Here is a 19,929-nt window from a genome sequence, read left to right on the forward strand (position 1 = left end):
ATTTCCATAGGGTAACTCACTCTCGTTGCCAAAGAAAAAACACCTCCAGGTTACTTCCATATCTTACGACATGGTTGCATTCTCTTGAAGGTGTTTTGATTTGTCTCACGTTATGGGGTCAGTCCCCGTATTAATTACTGTGAGTGAAGAGGTTTTTTAGATGATAAGAAGGCAATAAATCCTTCTCTTTTTGAAATGTAAACGCAATAGATGTTCCCTTCCCAAGCTCACTTGCCACTTGAATTTCTCCTCCATGTGCCAATGCTAATTCTTTGGCAATAGCCATACCTAATCCAGTTCCTTGAGTCAGACGGTCTGTATTGGTTCCCCGATAGTAGCGTTCGAATAATTGGTGGGCAACCTCGGGATTCATTCCTGTACCACCATCGCGAATTGTTAACGTGAAGCCCTCTACCTCTACATTTGGATCATCCGTTTCACAAGCTAGTAAGCAAATCTCTATAGGTGTACCGACAGGATTATGCAGGATGGCATTTGCAATCACATTATCAACCATACGCTGAAAGGCGTACGAGTCTACAGGATAATGAATCGTTGGTAAAGCCGGACGAAAGGTAAGGGCGGCCTCCTGAAATTGAGGATGATTCAAAAAGGAAATAATAGAACGCCGAACAAGCTCATTAATATCCTGAGAGGTAAAAGTAAGCGAATAAGCTCCGTTTTTTAAACGGTAGGTCATGCTCAAATCATTTATCAGGGCATCCATGTAAGCAGATTTTTCGCTCATAGTTGAGCCGAAGTCACGAATTTCCTCCGGTGTCCATTCATAGTTTTTATTCTCCAGCATTTTGGAATAACCCAGTATGGAGGAAAGAGGAGTCTTTAAATCATGCGAGACTCCGGCTATCCATTCCTCGCGAGTTTTTTCTAATTGATTTCGGATTTCGTTGTTACGTTGTAAGCATGCCACGAGATGATGCATGGAGAACATAACTTCCTGATAAATGCGATAGTTGCGTTTATAGTGACCGGACTTAGTGAGACTTTTAGGTAGACCATTTCTGTCTTGGGGCTCCTTATAGGTTCCTTTTGCAATCTGATTCAGCCATTCTAATAAGTGTAGCATTGGCGTGCCAAACCGATGTCCGTACCAAAGAGATAATAATAAAAATACCGTAATAATAGCAATCAGTAGGACAATGATGGTGACCCCAGCAATCTGACCTTCGGAGGAAAGAGAAAACAAGCTTGTAGTAGTACCCGAAGCAGTGGCAGGTGCATGGAGAATCCAGGTTTGTTTTGTTTGATCATCATAGGAGGTAAAAAGACGCTCTTGATAGCGTGCTGGATACTGTATCCTCAGCGTTAATTCTTGTACAGAATAGTGGTTCAGGGCATTAGGTGGTTTCAATAAGGAAGCTATTTCTGTTCCGTTTGCATCAAGGAGTTGAAGCCACATATTGCTTTGAAGCAGTTTCTGCTCCAAGGAGGCGGGAATAGCTACACTTTCTGATTGCAGGGTTGCAGCTTTGCTAATTTGTTTCAGCAGCTCTGCCTCCTTATATGTAACCCCATATAACAGTGTGTAGGTTACGCCATCTTTCGGCTCGATCCAGATGTACAGAGAGTATGGAAACTGCTTTTCCCCGTTCCAAATGGCATGAATTTCCCCAGGCCTATAGTGATTCGGCACATCAGGAGGGGTCAAATAGCTAGAGGTCACCATTCCATTTTCGTCAATGGTTTGCAGCCAGCCTCCCGACTTTTTCACCTGAGCAAGCATGTCGGGATCAAAAATAATATTTCCGTTCTCTAAGCGTAGGGTGGTTACTAAATTGGATAAACCTGCACGAGTAAAATCCCGGCTCATCTCTAGCTCATTGATTTTAGCGTTCATAAATGAAAAAGCCACCGTGACGAAGACAATCGAGATGAGGGAGGCGACCAATAATAAGGAAATAAATTGAAGAATGAGACGATTTTTCATATTCATACTGGTTTAGCTCCACGCTGGAGTAGCTTGTAACCAAGTCCTCTAATTGTAACTAGATAGATTGGATTACTTGGTATTGGTTCAATTCGCTCACGAATCCGATGAATATGCACCATTACTGTATTGTCATCAGAAAAGGAATTGTGCCCCCAGACATGCTCGTAAAGCTGTTGCTTACTAAAAATCCGATTCGGATTCTGGCATAAAAATAGCAAGAGCTGATAAACCTGAGCGGGGAAATCGACAACCTTATTAGCGACCCTCACTTCCCCAGCTTGTTCATCTAGTAGAAAGTGGCCAAAATCATAGACGGTGGTCGGATTTACTGCTAGGGGTTCGCGTTCCGTTGATTGTAGGTAACGACGTAGATGGGCTTTTATACGGGCTACCACCTCTAAGGGATGAAAGGGCTTGGTAATGTAATCGTCTGCACCCACCGCAAAGCCGGATAATTTGTCTAAATCGGTATTTTTCGCCGTTACAAACAGAATGGGAGCATTGGTATACACTCGCAGTAATGGACATATCTCTACGCCGCTTTTTCCAGGCAGCATGACGTCCAATAGGATAAGATCATAGGTTTTATTCTGACAGGCATTCAAGGCATCTTCGGCTGAGATTGCCACATCCACATGCTCAAATCCTTCTTTAGAAAGAACGGTTCTTAGCATTTTACCGATGGCTAGCTCATCGTCCACCACCAAAAGTTGTGCATGAAGCATGCACCATTCCTCCTTTATGTATAGATCCTCTTCGGACTGCTTCTAGGGTTTATCATACCATGGTTTTCTCGGGATTTTAGACACCCGATCTTAACTCAGTCTTAACGAATAAAGAAGAACAGGAAGAGGACAAGCGTACAAAGTAAGCTACTCGTAAGGAAGAGTTTCGAGAGGGGTAATGTTCTTCTGATAAGGTTAAAAAAGAAAATTTCGAGAGGGGTCTATTTATGAAACGATCTATTTACCCACCTATCCTTTTAGTAGCTGCGCTGGGAGTCAGTCTCACTGCTTGCGGGAAGCCGGTGGTTTATCAGCCTGAGAAAACAGAAGTAGTGCAAAAAAAGGAGACGGGAAGCATCATGCAGCCGATCGAGCCGAAGCAATTCGGTGAAGTATTTTTACACGAGGAGTATGAACGAATCCATGCACAAATGACCAAGGAATTTCAGCAGCAAGTAAGCTCAGAGGAATTGAAGCAACTCGCCCATCCTTTTCAGGAGGGAATAACAGGCTATACGTTACAGGCTGATGTACCAATAGGAAATGGTTATCAGCAATATCTATGGCTGGATCAAAGTGGCACAAAGGGATTAAGTGCTATATTTAACCAGCAACAAAAAATTAATGGACTAAAAATTATGCCACTAAAGGCTTTTCCACAAACGGATCAGGCCTTTACAAAAAATGTCTTCACTCCTCCTGTCAAACAGGATTGGTTTGTCTTTTGGGGAGGGACAAACGAATTATTTAACTACCATTATGAGCAAGAAAATCAGCGTTATGCTTACGATTTGGTTATCATGAAGGATAAAAAGACCTATCAGGGTGACCCGTCTAAGAATGAAAGCTACTATGCTTACGGGCAGGAGGTGAGTGCTGCGGCGGATGGCAAGGTAGTGAAGGTGGAAAATAAAATCCCTGATAACGTACCCGTTGGCACAACGAATAAAACAGAACTGCTTGGTAACCATGTGATTATAGACCATGGAAATGGCGAGTATAGTGTCACTGCACATTTAAAAACAGGCTCTCTTAAAGTAAAAGTAGGAGATAAGGTGAAACGAGGCGAGATCATTGGATTGTGCGGAAATTCAGGTAATTCTAGTGAAGCACATATTCATTTTCAAGTTTCTAACTCACCTGAGGTTATGAATAATAAGTCCATTCGAATTAAGTGGGAAGGGAATGCGAATCCGATTCGCGGCGAATACATGAAAAAAGGCTCGTAGATGTTAACGAAGTAGTAACGTTGATTGTAAGACAGAAGGAAAACGTAGCAAGAAGCATAAGTATATAGCTTCTTGCTACGTTTTTTATCTACATAGCTAGGAGAATTAGCTTCTATTATAAATCGAGTAAGCGAAGTGATAGACACTGTCTACATTAGAAGTTAGCTTGGTTGATCCACTAGCCACTACAAGCGGAATCACATCATAATAGTGTATAAACGAGTAGAGGTAGTGGGTGTTCTGACCGATAGCCGGGCCAATTCCGTTTACGGCGATACTAAAGTTTCCATTGGCATCGGCTGTTCCTGTGCCTGAATAGACCGTATTATTAAGACGTGTCACGACATACACCGTAATGGGAACATTATAAGCCGGGTAGCCATTGGCATCGTATGCTTTTCCATGAACGGTAATATTATTTTTAATTCTCCATTTTTTCCCCTGAGAATAATCGACTAAGCCTTCCACACCTCCATCTGAGTTAATGTTGTTGATTACTACAGAGCTCGCTACTGATTGGTCTTTAACACTTAACGTATAGGTCTGAGAATCACTATAGCCTGATGAAGAGAGAACGCGAATAAAGTAGTCACCTTTAGGGAAATTGACGAGATACTGCTTGTTTTGATCGAGGCTCAGGAGTACATTTGCTGCTGCATCTAATATATCTGCGCGATAAACGGTACCTGAGATCTGGTTGTCTAGGGTGACAGAGATTGATTTTGGTTCTAGTACGTGGAAATAACTCCAATCTTCATCGAATGGATTATCAATCGTTTGGGTATTGGTAAAGGTGGTGGAATCCTTTTCCTGAGCGAGCCATGCATTGTCATCGGGTTCAGATTTGTCGTAGGTAGTGGAGTGCTTGACTACGAGAGCAAAGGTATTAGCCGTATCAAAGCCTTTAACGGAATTTACGGCTATGTAGTAATAACCTTCAGGGGCGATGCGGGCAACCTGTTCGTTTTTTCCCGCTTGATAGGAGGAGATTAATTCTTCTTCAAGCTTCATCGTTTCCTCATTTAATTTAAAGAGATGCAGATCATAATTCACGTCAGTGGAGCGAACTGTTTGAAGGAAGACGGTTAATTTTCCAGGCTTAGTATTATAGAAGGCATACCATCTGATCTCGCCTTCCTTATTGATGGTGCCAGAGTGAATAGAGTCGATGGTCATTGGCTTAGCATTATTTGCGTCCGTATTTTCTGCCTCAGCTTCGGCAGTAGCGGATTTTTTCTTTTTGGGGGCAGAGAGAGAATCATCAATGTCCACTGTTTTTTCTTCAGGATCAAGTAGCTTTTCTGCCCCCTCCTCAACAACTAGCTTTTCTCCTAAAGGTTTTCCTAGCTTTTCTGAGCCTAACTCTACTTCTTTAATCTGGGGCTTGTCCGGCTTTTTCTCTTCAATGACTTCCTTGGCAAAGCCTACACTACTACTAAAAGCGGTTGTAAAGAGGAGAGCAACAGATAATAACACTTTTTTCACCATTTGAATAATAAGCCTCCCTTTGTGATGAAATTAATAACTTGAATACTATATTATCAATAAATGTAATATTATTCCATATATTATTTCTTACAATTTTTTGAATGTAAGATAAAAATTTAATGGTGATTTCTTCGAAGAGATTTTATGTGATGTGCGAAAAACGAAAATCTTACGGGTTTCTACTATTACAAACTAGGTAAGATGTGGTAAAACTAGAGAAGAACGGAGGCGAATGAGATGCATTCCATGATTATAAGCAAGATTGAAAGCCAATTAAATAGCTTTACGCAGGCAGAGAGAAAAGTAGCAAGCTATATTGTGAATCATGCCGAATTAATTCCAACCATGACAACAAAACAAATTTCCAAGCAATCAGGCGCAAGCGAAGCTAGTGTCGTTCGGTTTTGTAAATCAATTGGGATGAGTAGTTTTCAGGCGTTTAAGCTGGCGCTAGTTCGAGATTTAACTCGCTCAGATATGAATATGAGCGACTTCTCCATCATTAAAAAGCAGGACGAGCCCTATGAATTATTTCAAAAAGTCCAGTATCACAATAAGACTGCTATTGAGGAAATATCCACTTCTCTTGACAGACGGGAATTAGAAAAAGCGGTAGAGGCTATTTTACAGACGAAGAGTGTCATCTTTTACGGTGTAGGTGGCTCCTCGGTAGTGTCCTTGGATGGTTGTCATAAATTTAGAAAAATTGGCTATTACTCCGAGATGACCACCGATTTTCATATGATGCTTCCTGTGGTGTCCAATATGAAAAAAGGAGGGGTACTGATCGCTATTTCTGTAAGCGGGAATACCAAAGAGGTGCTGGAAATCGTACGTTTCGCTAAAAAGAAGCAGGTGACGGTTATCGCTATTACCAATTTAACGAAATCTCCTTTGTATAAAGAAGCTGACATTAAGCTGTGTACGCCAAATATTGAGCAGGATTTTCGTGTAGGTAGTTTTGCTTCCAGAATTATGCACTTAACGATTGTGGATGCCTTATATGTAAGTGTGTTTAATCGAATAGGGGAAACGGTTATTGAGAACTTTAATGAAATTCGTGAAGAGGTATTAAGGTCTAGCAGGTAGGAAAGGAGATAGGTGCGCGGATGCTTGCCTTTATGCTGCATCCTTGCTCTCTTACTACCTATTTTTTTATTGTGCATTGAAATGTTGATTCATAAAATAAATAAAATAATTGACGTTTTATTTCAAAGTGGTAAAATGAAAGCGGAAACAAAATAGGAGCAGAAGGTGAGCGCATGCTGGAGAAATTGGTAACAGAGACACGTAATGATAGAACGATGAATTTGGACCAGATGACGATCCTAAACGTGTTGCAAATCATGAATGAGGAAGATCAAAAGGTACCACGTGCCATTGCTGCTGAGCTGGAGCAGATTGAAAGAGCCATTCAGCTAGTGATTCGCTCTTTTAAACAAGGCGGAAGACTTATTTATATAGGGGCCGGTACCAGCGGACGATTAGGAATCCTGGATGCAGTGGAATGCCCTCCTACTTTTGGTACTGATTTTGAGATGGTACAAGGATTGATTGCTGGGGGAAAAGAGGCTTTTGTCGTTGCGGTGGAAGGTGCCGAGGATAATGCTGAGCTTGCTAAAAGTGACCTGCAAGCCATTGGACTAACAGACAAAGACACCGTTATCGGGATTGCAGCCAGCGGACGTACACCTTATGTTATCGGCGCTCTCCAGTATGCGAGCAGTGTAGGAGCCAGCACAGCCAGCCTTGCTTGTAATAAGGGTGCGGAGATTAGTCGATTTGCTCATGTAGCTATCGAGGTAGTTCCAGGTCCTGAAATTTTGACGGGCTCCACTCGATTAAAGGCGGGAACAGCACAGAAGCTAGTATTAAATATGATCTCCACCTGCTCGATGATTGGCGTTGGCAAAGTGTATAAAAACCTGATGGTAGATGTTCAGCCAACTAATCTAAAGCTAGTGGAGCGTTCCAAGCGAATTATTATGCAAGCAACAGAGGTTAGCTACGAGCAAGCTACTGAATTCTATGAAAAGGCTAACAAGAATGTAAAAGCAGCAATCGTGATGATATTAGCTGCATGTGAATATGAAGAGGCGCTGGAGCGTTTGCAAAAGTATGAAGGATTTGTTCAGCACGCCCTCCAACAATCATCAGAATAGTGTCGCAAGTAAAAATACAACCATTATAAACAAATAGATTCGACAACATGCATAGTGGGGTGTAACACTAAAGGCAGGTACAAAGCAGGTATCGAAAAGCATTTCGTTCATCATGCTTGTATAAAACCTACCTGCTGATGTCCAAGGGCTTCCCCCGCTCTTGAAAGCTAGTGCTTTATTTTAGTAAAGGTTACAAAAAACTTTCATACATGCAAAAGGAGGAATCGTAATGAAGGTATTATTCGTATGTTCCGCAGGGATGTCCAGTGCTATTGTGGTAAACGCTCTAAAAAAAGAAGCAGATAAGCATGGGGTCGAAATGGAAGTGAAGGCTGTCAGTACACAAGAATTTGCTGAGGAAGTGAAAAATGGCTGGAATGTAGCCATGGTAGCTCCTCAGGTACGTCATCGTTTTGAACAGTTAAAACAAGAAGCGGATGCAGCAGGAGTGCCGTGCGAACTGATTCCACCTCAGGGCTACACACCACTTGGTGGAGCAACCTTATTTAAAAAAGTACAGGAAGTAGCAAAGTAATCAGACACCTAGAACATTTCTTGTAAAGAGGATGTCCGCAGGGCGTAAAGGGGGAAGTAAGACATGGACGCTTTTGTACAATTTCTAGATAAACACTTGTCAGGTCCTATTGCTCGTATCGCTGAACAACGACATTTACGTGCAATCCGCGACGGGGTTATCTCCGCTTTACCGTTTATTATCGTAGGAAGTTTCTTCTTAATTATTGCTTTCCCACCGTTGCCCCAAGATTGGGCAATCACAATGTGGGCAAAGGAAAATGCGGGTCAAATTCTTATTCCATACCGAATGACGATGTTTATCATGTCACTCTACATTTCCTTTGGGATAGGCCATAATCTGGCGAAGAGCTACAATCTTGATCCTTTGGCAGGTTCACAATTAGCAATCATGGCATTTCTCATGACGATTGCACCTAAAGTGATGGATGGAGCAGGCTTTGTTCTTCCAATGACCAATCTAGGTGGACACGGCTTGTTCGTAGCGATGCTTGCTTCTATTTTTGCTGTAGAGGTATTGCGCTTTTGTAAACAGCGCAATTTGATGATCAAGCTTCCAGATCAGGTGCCGCCTTCCCTGCTGCGTTCCTTTGAAGCATTGATCCCGGTAGCAATCGTGCTTCTGATCATGACAATCATTACGGTTGTCTTTAAAATTGATTTACATGGACTTGTTGATAAAATTATTGCACCGTTAGTAAAAGCAGGAGATAGCCTGCCTGGTATACTAATTCCGGTTATTTTAATTACGTTCTTCTGGGCATTTGGTATCCATGGGGTTTCCATTGTAGGTACGATTGCCCGTCCACTATGGGAAGTGTATTTGGCTAAAAATGCGGAGGCAGTAGCCGCTGGTCAAGCGATTCCACATGTGGCACCTGAAACATTCTTCCAATGGTTTGTTTGGGTTGGAGGATCAGGTGCGACTCTTGGTCTTGTCCTATGCATGCTGTTATTTGCCAAATCAAACTATCACAAGACATTGGGAAAAACTGTCATTGTACCGGGGATCTTCAATATTAATGAACCCGTGATTTTCGGGATGCCGATTGTGTTAAATCCGGTGCTGATTATACCTTTCGTTATCGTTCCTGTCATTACGGCTTCCTTGTCGTATTATGCCACTGTGCTTGGCTTGGTGAATCCGACTTACATTATGGTACCGTGGACACTGCCAGCACCGATTGGAGCGTATCTGGCTACGGGCGGGGATTGGAGAGCCATTATTCTGGTCGTAATCAATATCCTGATTTCCTTCCTGATCTACATTCCATTCTTTAAAATGTATGACAAAAAAGTAGTGGACCAAGAAAGAGAAGCTGAGGAAACAGCGACAATGTAAACATGATGTAAGATAAAGAAAGGGGGGACGTGGAACAAAGGGAGCTTATGGCATTCTTTGTCCACGTCTCTTTTGTTAAAGAAGCATACATGGTAGATGAGTAGCATTCTACTCACATTACGTTCTTGTTATCTGATAGTGTCGTTTTGCATAGAGGGGAGGAATGGACAATGGAGGAGAGCAACAAGCTTATTCGATTTCGTTGGAAAAGCGCTTTTTTCTTTTTTACGTTTTTGGTGGGCTTAAATTTGCTGCTTACCCCGTTTCTGATGTGGTTGGGACTATCCCAGCAAGCGAGTCTATTTCTAGTAAATAGCTTGGCTGGAGGCACAGGCGTCAGTATCGTTATGCTTTACTTTGAAGGCAAATATAAAAATCATATGCAGGCTATCACATTTATTATCGGTTCATTAGTGGTTTGTACGGCGGCTAGTTATTATCTCGTGTACTTGTACTAAGCTTGCCATTATTTCCTCAAAAGACTAGAAATCTGCGGACAAGTATAGGAGAAATGGGACAGAGAGGAGAAAGCAAGATGAGTAAAAAAGGGATTAAGATTGTAACGATCGGAGGAGGCTCTAGCTATACTCCGGAGCTGGTGGAAGGATTTCTTAAGAGATACAATGAGATGCCAATCCGTGAATTATGGCTGGTAGATATCGAGGAAGGGCGAGAGAAGCTACACATTGTTGGTGAATTAGCTAAACGTATGGTCAAAAAAGCGGGTGTACCGATGGAGATTCATCTAACATTGGATCGCAGGGAGGCTTTACGGGACGCCGATTTTGTTACGACACAAATGCGGGTTGGATTATTGGAAGCGCGGATTAAGGATGAACGGATTCCATTAATGCATGGAATGATTGGTCAGGAAACCAATGGAGCAGGTGGATTATTTAAGGGACTGCGTACGATACCTGTCCTGCTGCAAATTGCCGAGGATATGCAAGAGCTATGCCCGAATGCATGGCTGATTAACTTTACCAATCCGGCTGGCATGGTAACTGAAGCGCTATTGCGTTATGGTAAGCATTCTAAGGTCATTGGCATTTGTAACGTACCGATTACCACAAAGATGACGATAGCAAAGATGCTTGATATTGATGTAGGACGACTTCACATTGATTTTGCCGGACTTAACCATCTTGTATATGGACTTCGCGCTACAGTTGATGGGGAGGATGTAACCAAGCAGGTCCTGCACATGCTGGCTGACCCAGAGAAACAATTATCTATGCGCAATATCGCTCCAATGCCTTGGGAGCCAACTTTCCTGCAAGCATTAGGCGTAATCCCATGCCCATATCATCGGTACTACTATAAGACACAGGATATTTTAGCTGAGGAATTAAAAGCATTCGAATCAGGAACCACGCGAGCAGAGGTGGTAAAACGATTGGAAGACGATCTCTTTGAACTATACCGGGATGAACAGCTACAAATCAAACCTCCACAGTTGGAAAAACGCGGCGGTGCGTATTATAGTGATGCCGCATGTAGTCTTATCTCCTCTCTGTATAATGGAACAAATGATATTCAGACTTTAAATGTTAGAAACAATGGAACCATTCAGGGGATTCCTCATGATTCAGCAATCGAAGTAAATTGCATGGTTACGAAGGAAGGGCCAAAACCAATCACAGTAGGCGAGTTACCTACAGCTATTAATGGACTTGTTCAACAGATCAAATCGTTTGAGCGGGTAGGTGCAGAGGCGGCGGTGACTGGTTCTTATGAGAAAGCCTTGCTGGCATTGACGATTAATCCTTTAGTGCCAAGTGATGAAAAAGCTAAGGCTGTGTTGGATGATTTGTTAGAGGCACATCGTGATTATCTGCCTCAATTTTTTAAAGAGGAGCAAGCTTAATTATGGCTTATGCAATCGGACTTATGTCAGGTACCTCTTTGGATGGCATTGATGTAGCACTGGTCGATATTCAGGGAATGGGCTATGATTCACAGGTTAAGCTACTTGATTTTATGACGCTTCCATTTCCTCAGTCTGTGCGCGACGAAATTATGGACAGCTTGTCACTTGAACGCTCGAACGTACAGGTCATTTGTAGCCTGAACTTTAAACTCGGAGAATTATTTGCTGACGCTGTAGAAGCCATTTGTAAACAAAATCAGCTTGATTTTGCCAATATTTCTGTCATTGGTTCTCATGGTCAAACGATTTATCATCAGCCTCAGTCAGAGGGAGCGTATGTCGCATCCACTTTGCAGATCGGGGAGCCAGCAGTAATTGCCTATCGTACCAACACAACGGTCATTTCCAATTTTCGCACCATGGACATGGCTGCAGGAGGACAGGGAGCTCCTCTGGTTCCCTACACCGAGCTGATCATGTACCGAGAACAGGAAAAGTCACGGCTGTTGCAAAACATTGGTGGGATCGGCAATGTAACCGTCATTCCTAAAGCCGCTCAGTTACAGGATGTGTATGCCTTTGATACAGGTCCTGGTAACATGATAATCGACGAGCTGTGCAGAGTTCTATTCGATACAGCTTATGATCAGGATGGAAAATGGGCGGCTCAAGGAGTAGTAGATGAGGCTTTGCTTACACAATGCATGAGCATCGAATATATGCAGCTACAACCGCCTAAATCCACGGGTAGGGAGCTATTTGGTAAGCAGTTTGTTGAGAAAATCATACGTGAAAATACTCATCTATCCCCATACGATTTACTTGCTACCATGACGATGTTTACAGCTTGCTCGATTGCTTATCATTACAAAAATTATATTTTTCCCACATTGCAGGTGGATGAGGTGATCATTGGGGGTGGCGGTAGCTATAACAAGACGCTACTCTCTATGCTACAACAACAGTTGGGGAATACATGCAGGGTTATCACACAGGAAGATGTCGGATTGTCGTCCGAAGCTAAGGAAGCAGTTGCATTTGCTTTATTGGCCCATGAAACGTTGCACCGTCTGCCAAGTAATGTGCCAACTGCTACAGGAGCTCGGGAGCCTGTTATTTTGGGGAATGTAACGTATCCTCCTAGAGGTGTGTAAAGAAGAGGAATCATGATATGAATGGGAGTGGATCAGCATGCAAAACGAAACGAACAACGAAGTCAATAACAATGAAACGGTCATTTTTGAAATTATTGTCCATAGTGGAAATGCTCGTGGTCTTGCTTTTGAAGCCTTGTCAGCAGCCGAAGAGTATAACTTTGAAAAAGCTGCTGAGCTGATGAAGCAGGCGCAGGAAGAATTGACACTTGCTCACCACACACAAACGGATTTAATTCAAGCTGAACTAAACGGCACCCCTGCGGAGAAAACACTGCTAATGATTCATGCACAAGACCATCTTATGACCTCAATGAGTGAGCAAAAGCTGATTGAGCATATGATTCGTATTTTACAAAAAATAAAAGCAGAAACCTCAAAATAGACAAAGGAGGGTTTGATATGCATCAGCTAGGTATCTCTATTTACCCAGAGCATAGTACAGTCGAGAAGGACAAAGCGTATATTGCATTAGCGCATCAATATGGCTTTACACGGATTTTTACTTGCCTATTGTCTGTTGAAGGGGATGCTGAGACAATTGTGCAGGAATTTAAAGAAACCATTGATTTTGCCAATAGCCTAGGTATGCAAGTCATCGTGGATATAGCACCGCGTGTTTTTGGTAAACTGGGCATTTCCTATGATGATCTATCCTTTTTCCATCGTCTAGGGGCTTATGGCATTCGTCTTGATATGGGATTTACCGGTCATGAGGAAGCGATGATGACCTATAATCCGTATGGGTTAAAAATTGAATTAAATATGAGCAGCGGAACAAAGTATATTGACAATATTATGACGTACCAGCCTCAAGTAGATCATATACTTGGCTCACATAATTTTTATCCGCATCGCTATTCAGGCTTGTCATTGAAGCATTTTGAAGCTTGTAGCCGCCAATTTAAAGAAAAAGGAATTCGAACAGCAGCGTTTGTTACCTCGATGGCAGCTACATTTGGTCCATGGCCAGTCACTGAGGGGCTTTGCTCACTGGAAATGCACCGTACGCTTCCTATCGCTACACAGGTAAAGCACCTGTATTCAATGGGGCTGATTGACGATATCATTATCGCAAATGCTTATGCGTCAGAATTAGAGCTACGTGAAGTAAGCGAAGTGAATCCTCATAAATTAACATTTAGGGTCCAGTTGCATGACAGCATTACGCCTCTTGAGAAAAAGATTGTAGTAGAAGAGCCACATTTCTATCGCGGAGACGTGTCCGATTACCTAATTCGTTCCACACAATCTCGCGTGAAATACAAGCAGGAGGATTTTCCGCCATCCAATACACCGCATATCCGCCGTGGAGATATTTTAATTGAAAACAATCTATATGGGCAGTACAAAGGAGAATTGCAACTAGCTTTGCAGGATATGGAGAATTCAGGGAAGACCAATGTGGTTGGTCGTATTGCGGAAGAAGAAATTTTCTTATTGGATCAATTACAGCCATGGGGAAAATTTGCGTTTGTTGAAAAAGCGTAAGTAAGGTGAGTGAAGAAAAGTGGCCTATATCATTGGAGTTGATGGCGGAGGAACGAAAACAATAGCGGTAGCCTACAATTTTCAAGGAGCAGAGCTTGCTAGGGCAGAAAGCGAATATGGTAATGTTCTAGTGCATAGAGAGACAGCTATCGCACATATCATAAAAGCCATTGAACAATGTCAGAGTGCAATCGTAGACGATTGTGAATGTGCCTATTTATTTTTGGGGCTAGCCGGTATTCAGAGCGGAACACATCGAGAAGTAGTGGAAACGAGTCTACAAGAGCGTTTTGGAATACCTCTCATGATCACAAATGACGCCCGAATTGCTCATGCGGCTTGCTTGCAAGGGCAAGATGGCATTTTGACCATCGCAGGTACGGGAGCGGTAGCGCTTGGAGTACATCAAGGTCAAAGCTTAATGACGGGAGGATGGGGGCATCTACTAGGTGACGAAGGTAGTGGATATTGGATTGGAATCGAAGCTCTGCGTCAATTAATCCTAGAGGAAGAGTGTGGACTTGAATCCAGCTCATTGGGCCAGAGGCTAGTCGAATATTTGAAAATCCAAAAGACAGCACAGATCAAAGACTTTGTCTATTCTTCTTCAAAGGATAAAATAGCAGCCCTAACCCCCTTAGTTGTGAAAGAAGCGGAAGCTGGTGAACCAAATGCTCAACGAATTCTACAAAGGGCGGGAGAGCATCTGGCTCAAATAACGATCCGTTTGTACCATAAATTCAGGTTTGAACCACCTGTTTCCATTGCTTTAAAGGGCAGTGTCTTGACCAAAATTGCGCTTGTGCAAGAGGCGTTTTACGAAGAGGTAAAAAACGCGATATCAGACCCCGTATTTGTTATAGACGAGACTTGTTCTTCAAAAGGGGCTTATTATTTGGCCCTGCAAGCGATGAATGAACAAAAACGGTAGAGCATGAGGAGCAAAACTGCCGGGTAAGGCATCCTATAGACAAAAACGCAAGTAAAAAGCATGATAAGCCGGAGTAGTAGACAGGAATTTGTCCTTCTATCGCTCCGTTTTTATTTTCATTGGCCTATTTCCATGCTTATTTATATGTAATAGCTGTTCTCGAAACATTTCCATACCTTCGTCTCTATATGTTACTCGATGTAATTCGTCTGCCAAAGCTAGTATAATATAAAAAAAATGTAATATTATTGAAATGTTCAGAATTATCCATCATAATATCTATATTGATAGTTATCACTCCTATCATATAAATCTGGTTATAAGGAGGATGAAATAATGAAAAAAGTAGTAAAAGTAGAACTCTCGGATAACAAGAATGTAAAGCAAATGAAAGAGTTAATGTGGCGTGTAGTTGTTGATGTTTGCTTGTAAAGTAGTACTTTTTTTAAAGTAAAATGAACTTTCAACGTAAAGGAGGGTTTTGCTGTGAAAAAAGTTGTTAAAATTACGGTCAACAATGAAAAGGTAGCTGAACTTAAAGGGATGGCACATCCAATTATTACCGGAGTTTGTAAGCTTTAATGTGTAAGGCAAGAGCACGTATGGTTTTGACGCGTGCTCTTGTTTTGTTATCGGACGAAAGCATTTCTATCAAATTGAAGAAGGGATAGGATAAAATGAATTCCCCTCACATGCTACAGCGTTATGAGGAATTACGTAAGCTAGCACATCAGACGGATGAATGGTTGGAGTCGAAAATAGGATCAGACTTCTGGGTAGATGGAATTAATGTATTTTTGACGATTGAACACGAGGATTTTGTAGAGGGCCTTGAACAGTTTCAACAACAATATACATATGAAGCAGAAGGTGTCACGAATTGCCTTAGACAGTTACAGCTTTATGCGAGACATTCGGTTGCGCAGGGTGAATTTGCGTTGTACCAGGCTTTGGCAGTAGGGATGACGTGGTTATCCTTACAGGAAGAGACGAATGGTCTTCACTTTAATCTACCTGTACAAATTACCAACCATTCTATAGCCCTCCTGCTAAGTCCAACTTACCTTGCTATATGGGCTAATAGCTATAATGCGGGTATTGAACTCTTTTTAGATGTAGATTCCACCTTACCTACACTGTTTCGTCCTGAGCACGGGAAAATCTATCAGAATGCAGGCTCCTATCTCCGGGGGGAAAATCTCAAGTTTCCGTTTCAAAATTATTTTCATGAAATTGCTCATATCCTCTTATTTCATGATGTCTATCAAAGGGTATTGGGTTCAGAGGCGGAATGTAGAAGCTATTGGACTCACATCGAGGGATGTATCTACGCATTAGAAGAGCAGGTACTAAGTGAGCTAATGGAAGTTCAGGCAGATTTGCATGTTATTGATGATGGATACGGGAATCTACAGGGCTTTGAAGAATTTGCCGCCTTCCGTATCCAGCTTTATCAAGGAAATGAGGATTCCTCTTTGACAGGTGATACATTGCGGACTTATGTGAAGAGGGGAATGCAATTGGGGGAAGGACATTCTCAGATACCAGATAACACCGTCAAACAAACAATTTTGTCTACTCATGAGGTAAGCGAGCGAGAACTGGAATTAGTAGATCCACATTGTTTTTCTTTTGTGAAAGCCCTGCAAGCTCATAGCGATTGGGGAGTGAAAAGCTATGCGCGAAATACCCTACCTGCCTTCAGAGAAACGGTAGAACTGCTTCCTGCTGATGCGTATTGCATGAAAAAGCTGGAGGAATCACTTCAGAAAAAGCCGTGGCCAGACTTGCAAGCCCTACTATCCAGCGATCCGTTCCCACTTTTAGATTCAAAGCAACGAAAGCAGCATAAGCAACTATGGAAATTAAGAGAATTACTGTCTCGCTTGGCGGAGATTCGTGGATATTTGGAACAGCGCTCTGAACAGCTTTTCGAACAAAATCAGCACCAATTATCAATGAGCTATACGAAAATTCAGAAGGCCCTTTTCCCTGTAGCAAAGCAAGTAGCAGGTTGGATAATGGAGTATGAAACGAATGCGGAATCAGAGCAGCAACATGAACTTCGGTATGAGTCTGTCCAAAAGGAGATCAGCGAAATTCTTCAAATGGTTCAGGAGGAAGAGGGGCAAAATCGTTTACTTTCCTTTTTACATGTGCCGTATTCCTATGTTTTAGAACCGAATTAGAGGAAGGGTAGCTGCATATCGTCTGATTCTCTACACGAGAGTCAGATTTTTTGCTGTTTTTCGATGACACTGATCTGGTTTTAACGGACTACATATAAGGGTATAGAGAAGAGAGGAGGGGATGGCGATGGAATGGGAGTTACTCTTGCGTTTATTTGTTGGGGGCTTATGTGGGGCACTTATCGGATTTGAGCGTAAAAGTAGACAGAAAGCAGCGGGATTGCGTACGCATTTCCTTGTAGCAGTAGGCAGTTCATTGATCATGATCGTTTCTAAATATGCTTTTTTTGATGTTTTGGGGGATTCTGTCAAGTTAGACCCAAGTCGGATTGCAGCCAATGTGGTGAGCGGAATCGGCTTTCTGGGAGCGGGGACTATTTTAGTGCAAAAACAATCGATTCGTGGTTTAACAACAGCAGCAGGCTTGTGGGCAACAGCAGGTATTGGACTTGCTATTGGTTCAGGTATGTATGGCATCGGATTTTGTGCTACTATCCTCGTATTGATTGGATTGGAAATTCTAGATCGCAGCTTGCAATTGCTATTTCCAAAAACAATGCGTCTCGTGGTTCATTTGCAAGGACAAAATCACGTACGGGATGTGATTGATAAATTAGCAAATAATGGTGTGAAAATAACGTCCTATCAGGTGGAAATGCCTGATGAAGAAGAGAACTCAAAAACAATGCTTGATTTGCAGATTCAAGCACAACTCTCTACAGAAATCAATCACATGCTACTAGAAATTCAAGATATGAACGGGGTTACATTTGTACGTATGGATAAATAAACCTAGGAATAAAAAAATGCCCGCCGATCTGCATATTTTGGGCGGGCAAATACTTGCGGATATCAGACTATCCATGATTTAGTTTACTTGGTTATTCGTATTTTCTCAAACGTAATAATTGGATTTTTTGAGAAAGTTATCAATAATCCTATGGTAGATATGTCACGGAAGGAAGTAAGAAGAAGTGACGCCGGAAAAATATAATAGCAAAAAATTGATAATGAAAAAATGCTCGAAATGAGAGGAAAATGTCGAACGATAAAGAAAAAAATTGGTTAGAAAAAAGAAATACAAAAATGAATTTTCAGTAAATAAAAACAAGCTTTCCTATAATTCCCCCTTCCAGATGATTATGTATAGGAGATCATAAAAAAAACTCTTGCATAAATTTTGGAAGTAGATACATAAGATAGGTTTTACACTCCTACAAGTAACAGATTCGAGGAGCCTAGTAAGGAGTGATTGTTCATTTATTTCGTAAATTTAGCTGTAAATGTAAAGGATTTACAGTGTTTTACTTATGCTGTCGCTTTATTGGAGTTTTTGTCGAAGCACTTCCTTTTCTAACGATTTCATTGCACAATAAAAATAACTTTAATAGCCCTTTAGGGTGAAGGTGGCGTGGAAATGGGCGAGCACATGATATTATTAGGGAAGCGTCATTTTCTTCATGCACAACAGCAGAATATTCAAGTAAAAGGTTGGAGATTCTGTTTGCCTGCAGGTTGTCGATTCATAGCAACGAGGGATGGCTATCCAGAAAATGACCATGCTATCAGTTTGTTTAAGAAGTCAGAAAAAATAGCACAAATGATCTTGCGCAGATCAAATGGAGAATTTCAATTTATTATGGAAGCAGTATCTAGTGATTATGCAGTAGAAATAATTGGGTTATCAAAAACAGTTGTTTTTCAAGAAAAGTAGGTACAATAGTCTATATGTAACATAGGCACCCCCTCATCGGGTGCCTTTCTTTTCGTGGATGTATAACAGCTAGGAATAATTTGTTGGTTGTGTCATAGATTTTAATTTATCAGGCTTTCCTTACCTACAAAATTTTTCAGGTTTATCCACAAATCCATCAATCTAATCAAGGAAGTTTTCTTTACCAGAAAGCTGTCTTGGTGTAACGTAGAGATAAGAGTTTCGCGTGAGAAATGGGTTAGAGGAGGAGTAGCATGAATACACTGCAAATTGGTGATTGTAGGCTAACGTGGATGAGAGGTGGAATGACCCAGTTAGACGGTGGAGCGATGTTTGGAGTTGTCCCAAAGGCTTTGTGGAGTAAACGCTACCCTTCTAATGAACAGAATCAAATTCCACTCCGTTCTGATCCAATTCTTGTACAAGTTCACGGAAAAAATATACTGATCGAATCGGGAATGGGGACAAATCGCTTAAATGAGAAACAAAAACGTAACTTTGGACTAGTTGAAGAATCGGAATTGTCGGAATCTCTTCAAGAAGTCGGGTTACAATGTAAAGACATTGATTTGGTCCTAATGACCCACATGCACTATGATCATGCGAACGGATTAGTAAGTGTGGCAGAGGATGGCAGTCTCTATTCCACATTTTTGAATGCTACTATTTATATCAACGAAATTGAATGGAATGAAATGCGATCTCCGAATATCAGGTCTAAAAACACGTATTGGGAGGACAATTGGCGCCCCATCGAGAAGCAGGTTTGCACGTATGCCGACCAGAAAGAGGTTGTTCCAGGCATCAAAATGGTGCATACGGGTGGTCACAGTGATGGACATGCTATTATTTTGTTCGAAAGTAAAGGTGAGAAGGCTTGCCATATGGCAGATATTATGCCTACGCACGCTCATCAGAACCCGCTATGGGTCATGGCCTATGATGATTATCCAATGACCTCTATCTATGCGAAGGAAAAGTGGTTGAAGGAAATGATAGCTCAACAAGCGTGGTTTACCTTTTACCATGATGCCAAGTATCGAGCAGTGAAATGGAATGACCAAGGTGAGATGCTTCAATCCATACCCATCCATAATCACTAGTTTTTCCCCCCTCTAAAAGAATAGAGGCAGGTTTTTAATAGGAAGA

18 protein-coding genes are annotated in these 19,929 nt (G+C 41.8%); 15 read left to right on the top strand and 3 right to left on the bottom strand.

The features are described from left to right. Positions 1 to 130: 130 nt before the first annotated feature. Entirely contained in the window at positions 131 to 1,954 is a 1,824-nt protein-coding gene (locus tag O0550_RS08585; protein ID WP_258426043.1) for a sensor histidine kinase, read from the bottom strand. Continuing rightward, positions 1,951 to 2,676 (bottom strand): response regulator transcription factor, encoded by a 726-nt coding sequence (locus O0550_RS08590; protein WP_003340083.1) that lies wholly within the window; start codon positions 2,674 to 2,676, stop codon positions 1,951 to 1,953. The genes O0550_RS08585 and O0550_RS08590 overlap by 4 nt, the downstream gene beginning before the upstream one ends. A gap of 227 nt (positions 2,677 to 2,903) precedes the next feature. Here O0550_RS08590 and O0550_RS08595 point away from each other — a divergent pair, with 227 nt between their 5' ends. Then, positions 2,904 to 3,905 (top strand): M23 family metallopeptidase, encoded by a 1,002-nt coding sequence (locus O0550_RS08595; RefSeq protein ID WP_258426044.1) that lies wholly within the window; start codon positions 2,904 to 2,906, stop codon positions 3,903 to 3,905. A 105-nt stretch (positions 3,906 to 4,010) separates the two neighbouring features. Here O0550_RS08595 and O0550_RS08600 read toward each other — a convergent pair whose 3' ends face one another. Then, the gene (locus O0550_RS08600; protein ID WP_258426045.1) at positions 4,011 to 5,393 is read right to left on the bottom strand and encodes a peptidase; all 1,383 of its coding nucleotides are present in this window, start codon (positions 5,391 to 5,393) and stop codon (positions 4,011 to 4,013) included. Between the two features lie 237 nt (positions 5,394 to 5,630). On the opposite strand from O0550_RS08600, the gene O0550_RS08605 reads away from it, so the two are divergent. The 14 genes from O0550_RS08605 (at position 5,631) to O0550_RS08670 (ending at position 19,883) form a co-directional block, all read left to right on the top strand. After that, positions 5,631 to 6,482 carry a MurR/RpiR family transcriptional regulator gene (locus tag O0550_RS08605; RefSeq protein ID WP_003340077.1) on the top strand — a complete coding sequence of 284 codons (852 nt, stop codon included), beginning with the start codon at positions 5,631 to 5,633 and terminating at the stop codon, positions 6,480 to 6,482. Positions 6,483 to 6,655: 173 nt separating this feature from the next. Then, on the top strand, positions 6,656 to 7,555 hold the full coding sequence (murQ, locus tag O0550_RS08610) for an N-acetylmuramic acid 6-phosphate etherase (RefSeq protein ID WP_258420087.1): 900 nt from the start codon (positions 6,656 to 6,658) through the stop codon (positions 7,553 to 7,555). Positions 7,556 to 7,784: 229 nt separating this feature from the next. Then, positions 7,785 to 8,090, top strand: a complete 306-nt coding sequence (locus O0550_RS08615) for a PTS sugar transporter subunit IIB (protein ID WP_003338738.1) — start codon at positions 7,785 to 7,787, stop codon at positions 8,088 to 8,090. Positions 8,091 to 8,153: 63 nt separating this feature from the next. Then, entirely contained in the window at positions 8,154 to 9,431 is a 1,278-nt protein-coding gene (locus O0550_RS08620; protein WP_003340071.1) for a PTS sugar transporter subunit IIC, read from the top strand. A gap of 170 nt (positions 9,432 to 9,601) precedes the next feature. Further along, a complete protein-coding gene (locus tag O0550_RS08625) occupies positions 9,602 to 9,889 on the top strand; it encodes a hypothetical protein (RefSeq protein WP_050816477.1) in 288 nt (95 codons plus the stop codon). A gap of 77 nt (positions 9,890 to 9,966) precedes the next feature. Continuing rightward, positions 9,967 to 11,298: a 6-phospho-beta-glucosidase gene (locus O0550_RS08630; protein ID WP_003338741.1), complete on the top strand. Its 1,332-nt coding sequence runs from the start codon at positions 9,967 to 9,969 to the stop codon at positions 11,296 to 11,298. A gap of 2 nt (positions 11,299 to 11,300) precedes the next feature. Continuing rightward, positions 11,301 to 12,455: an anhydro-N-acetylmuramic acid kinase AnmK gene (anmK, locus tag O0550_RS08635; protein ID WP_258426046.1), complete on the top strand. Its 1,155-nt coding sequence runs from the start codon at positions 11,301 to 11,303 to the stop codon at positions 12,453 to 12,455. A gap of 37 nt (positions 12,456 to 12,492) precedes the next feature. Continuing rightward, on the top strand, positions 12,493 to 12,840 hold the full coding sequence (locus tag O0550_RS08640; RefSeq protein WP_003340064.1) for a PTS lactose/cellobiose transporter subunit IIA: 348 nt from the start codon (positions 12,493 to 12,495) through the stop codon (positions 12,838 to 12,840). 17 nt (positions 12,841 to 12,857) lie between these two features. After that, entirely contained in the window at positions 12,858 to 13,946 is a 1,089-nt protein-coding gene (locus O0550_RS08645) for a DUF871 domain-containing protein (RefSeq protein WP_258426047.1), read from the top strand. Between the two features lie 19 nt (positions 13,947 to 13,965). Further along, a complete protein-coding gene (locus O0550_RS08650) occupies positions 13,966 to 14,877 on the top strand; it encodes a BadF/BadG/BcrA/BcrD ATPase family protein (protein WP_258426048.1) in 912 nt (303 codons plus the stop codon). Positions 14,878 to 15,554: 677 nt separating this feature from the next. Beyond that, on the top strand, positions 15,555 to 17,066 hold the full coding sequence (locus O0550_RS08655; RefSeq protein WP_258426049.1) for a hypothetical protein: 1,512 nt from the start codon (positions 15,555 to 15,557) through the stop codon (positions 17,064 to 17,066). A gap of 121 nt (positions 17,067 to 17,187) precedes the next feature. Beyond that, positions 17,188 to 17,856: an MgtC/SapB family protein gene (locus O0550_RS08660; RefSeq protein WP_176489488.1), complete on the top strand. Its 669-nt coding sequence runs from the start codon at positions 17,188 to 17,190 to the stop codon at positions 17,854 to 17,856. Between the two features lie 627 nt (positions 17,857 to 18,483). Next, positions 18,484 to 18,780 (top strand): hypothetical protein, encoded by a 297-nt coding sequence (locus O0550_RS08665; protein ID WP_003340054.1) that lies wholly within the window; start codon positions 18,484 to 18,486, stop codon positions 18,778 to 18,780. 254 nt (positions 18,781 to 19,034) lie between these two features. After that, positions 19,035 to 19,883 carry a YtnP family quorum-quenching lactonase gene (locus tag O0550_RS08670; protein ID WP_003340052.1) on the top strand — a complete coding sequence of 283 codons (849 nt, stop codon included), beginning with the start codon at positions 19,035 to 19,037 and terminating at the stop codon, positions 19,881 to 19,883. Positions 19,884 to 19,929: the final 46 nt, after the last annotated feature.

Origin of the sequence: Brevibacillus halotolerans, from assembly GCF_026891775.1 — a bacterium.
GTDB classification, from domain to species: Bacteria; Bacillota; Bacilli; order Brevibacillales; family Brevibacillaceae; genus Brevibacillus_B; species Brevibacillus_B halotolerans.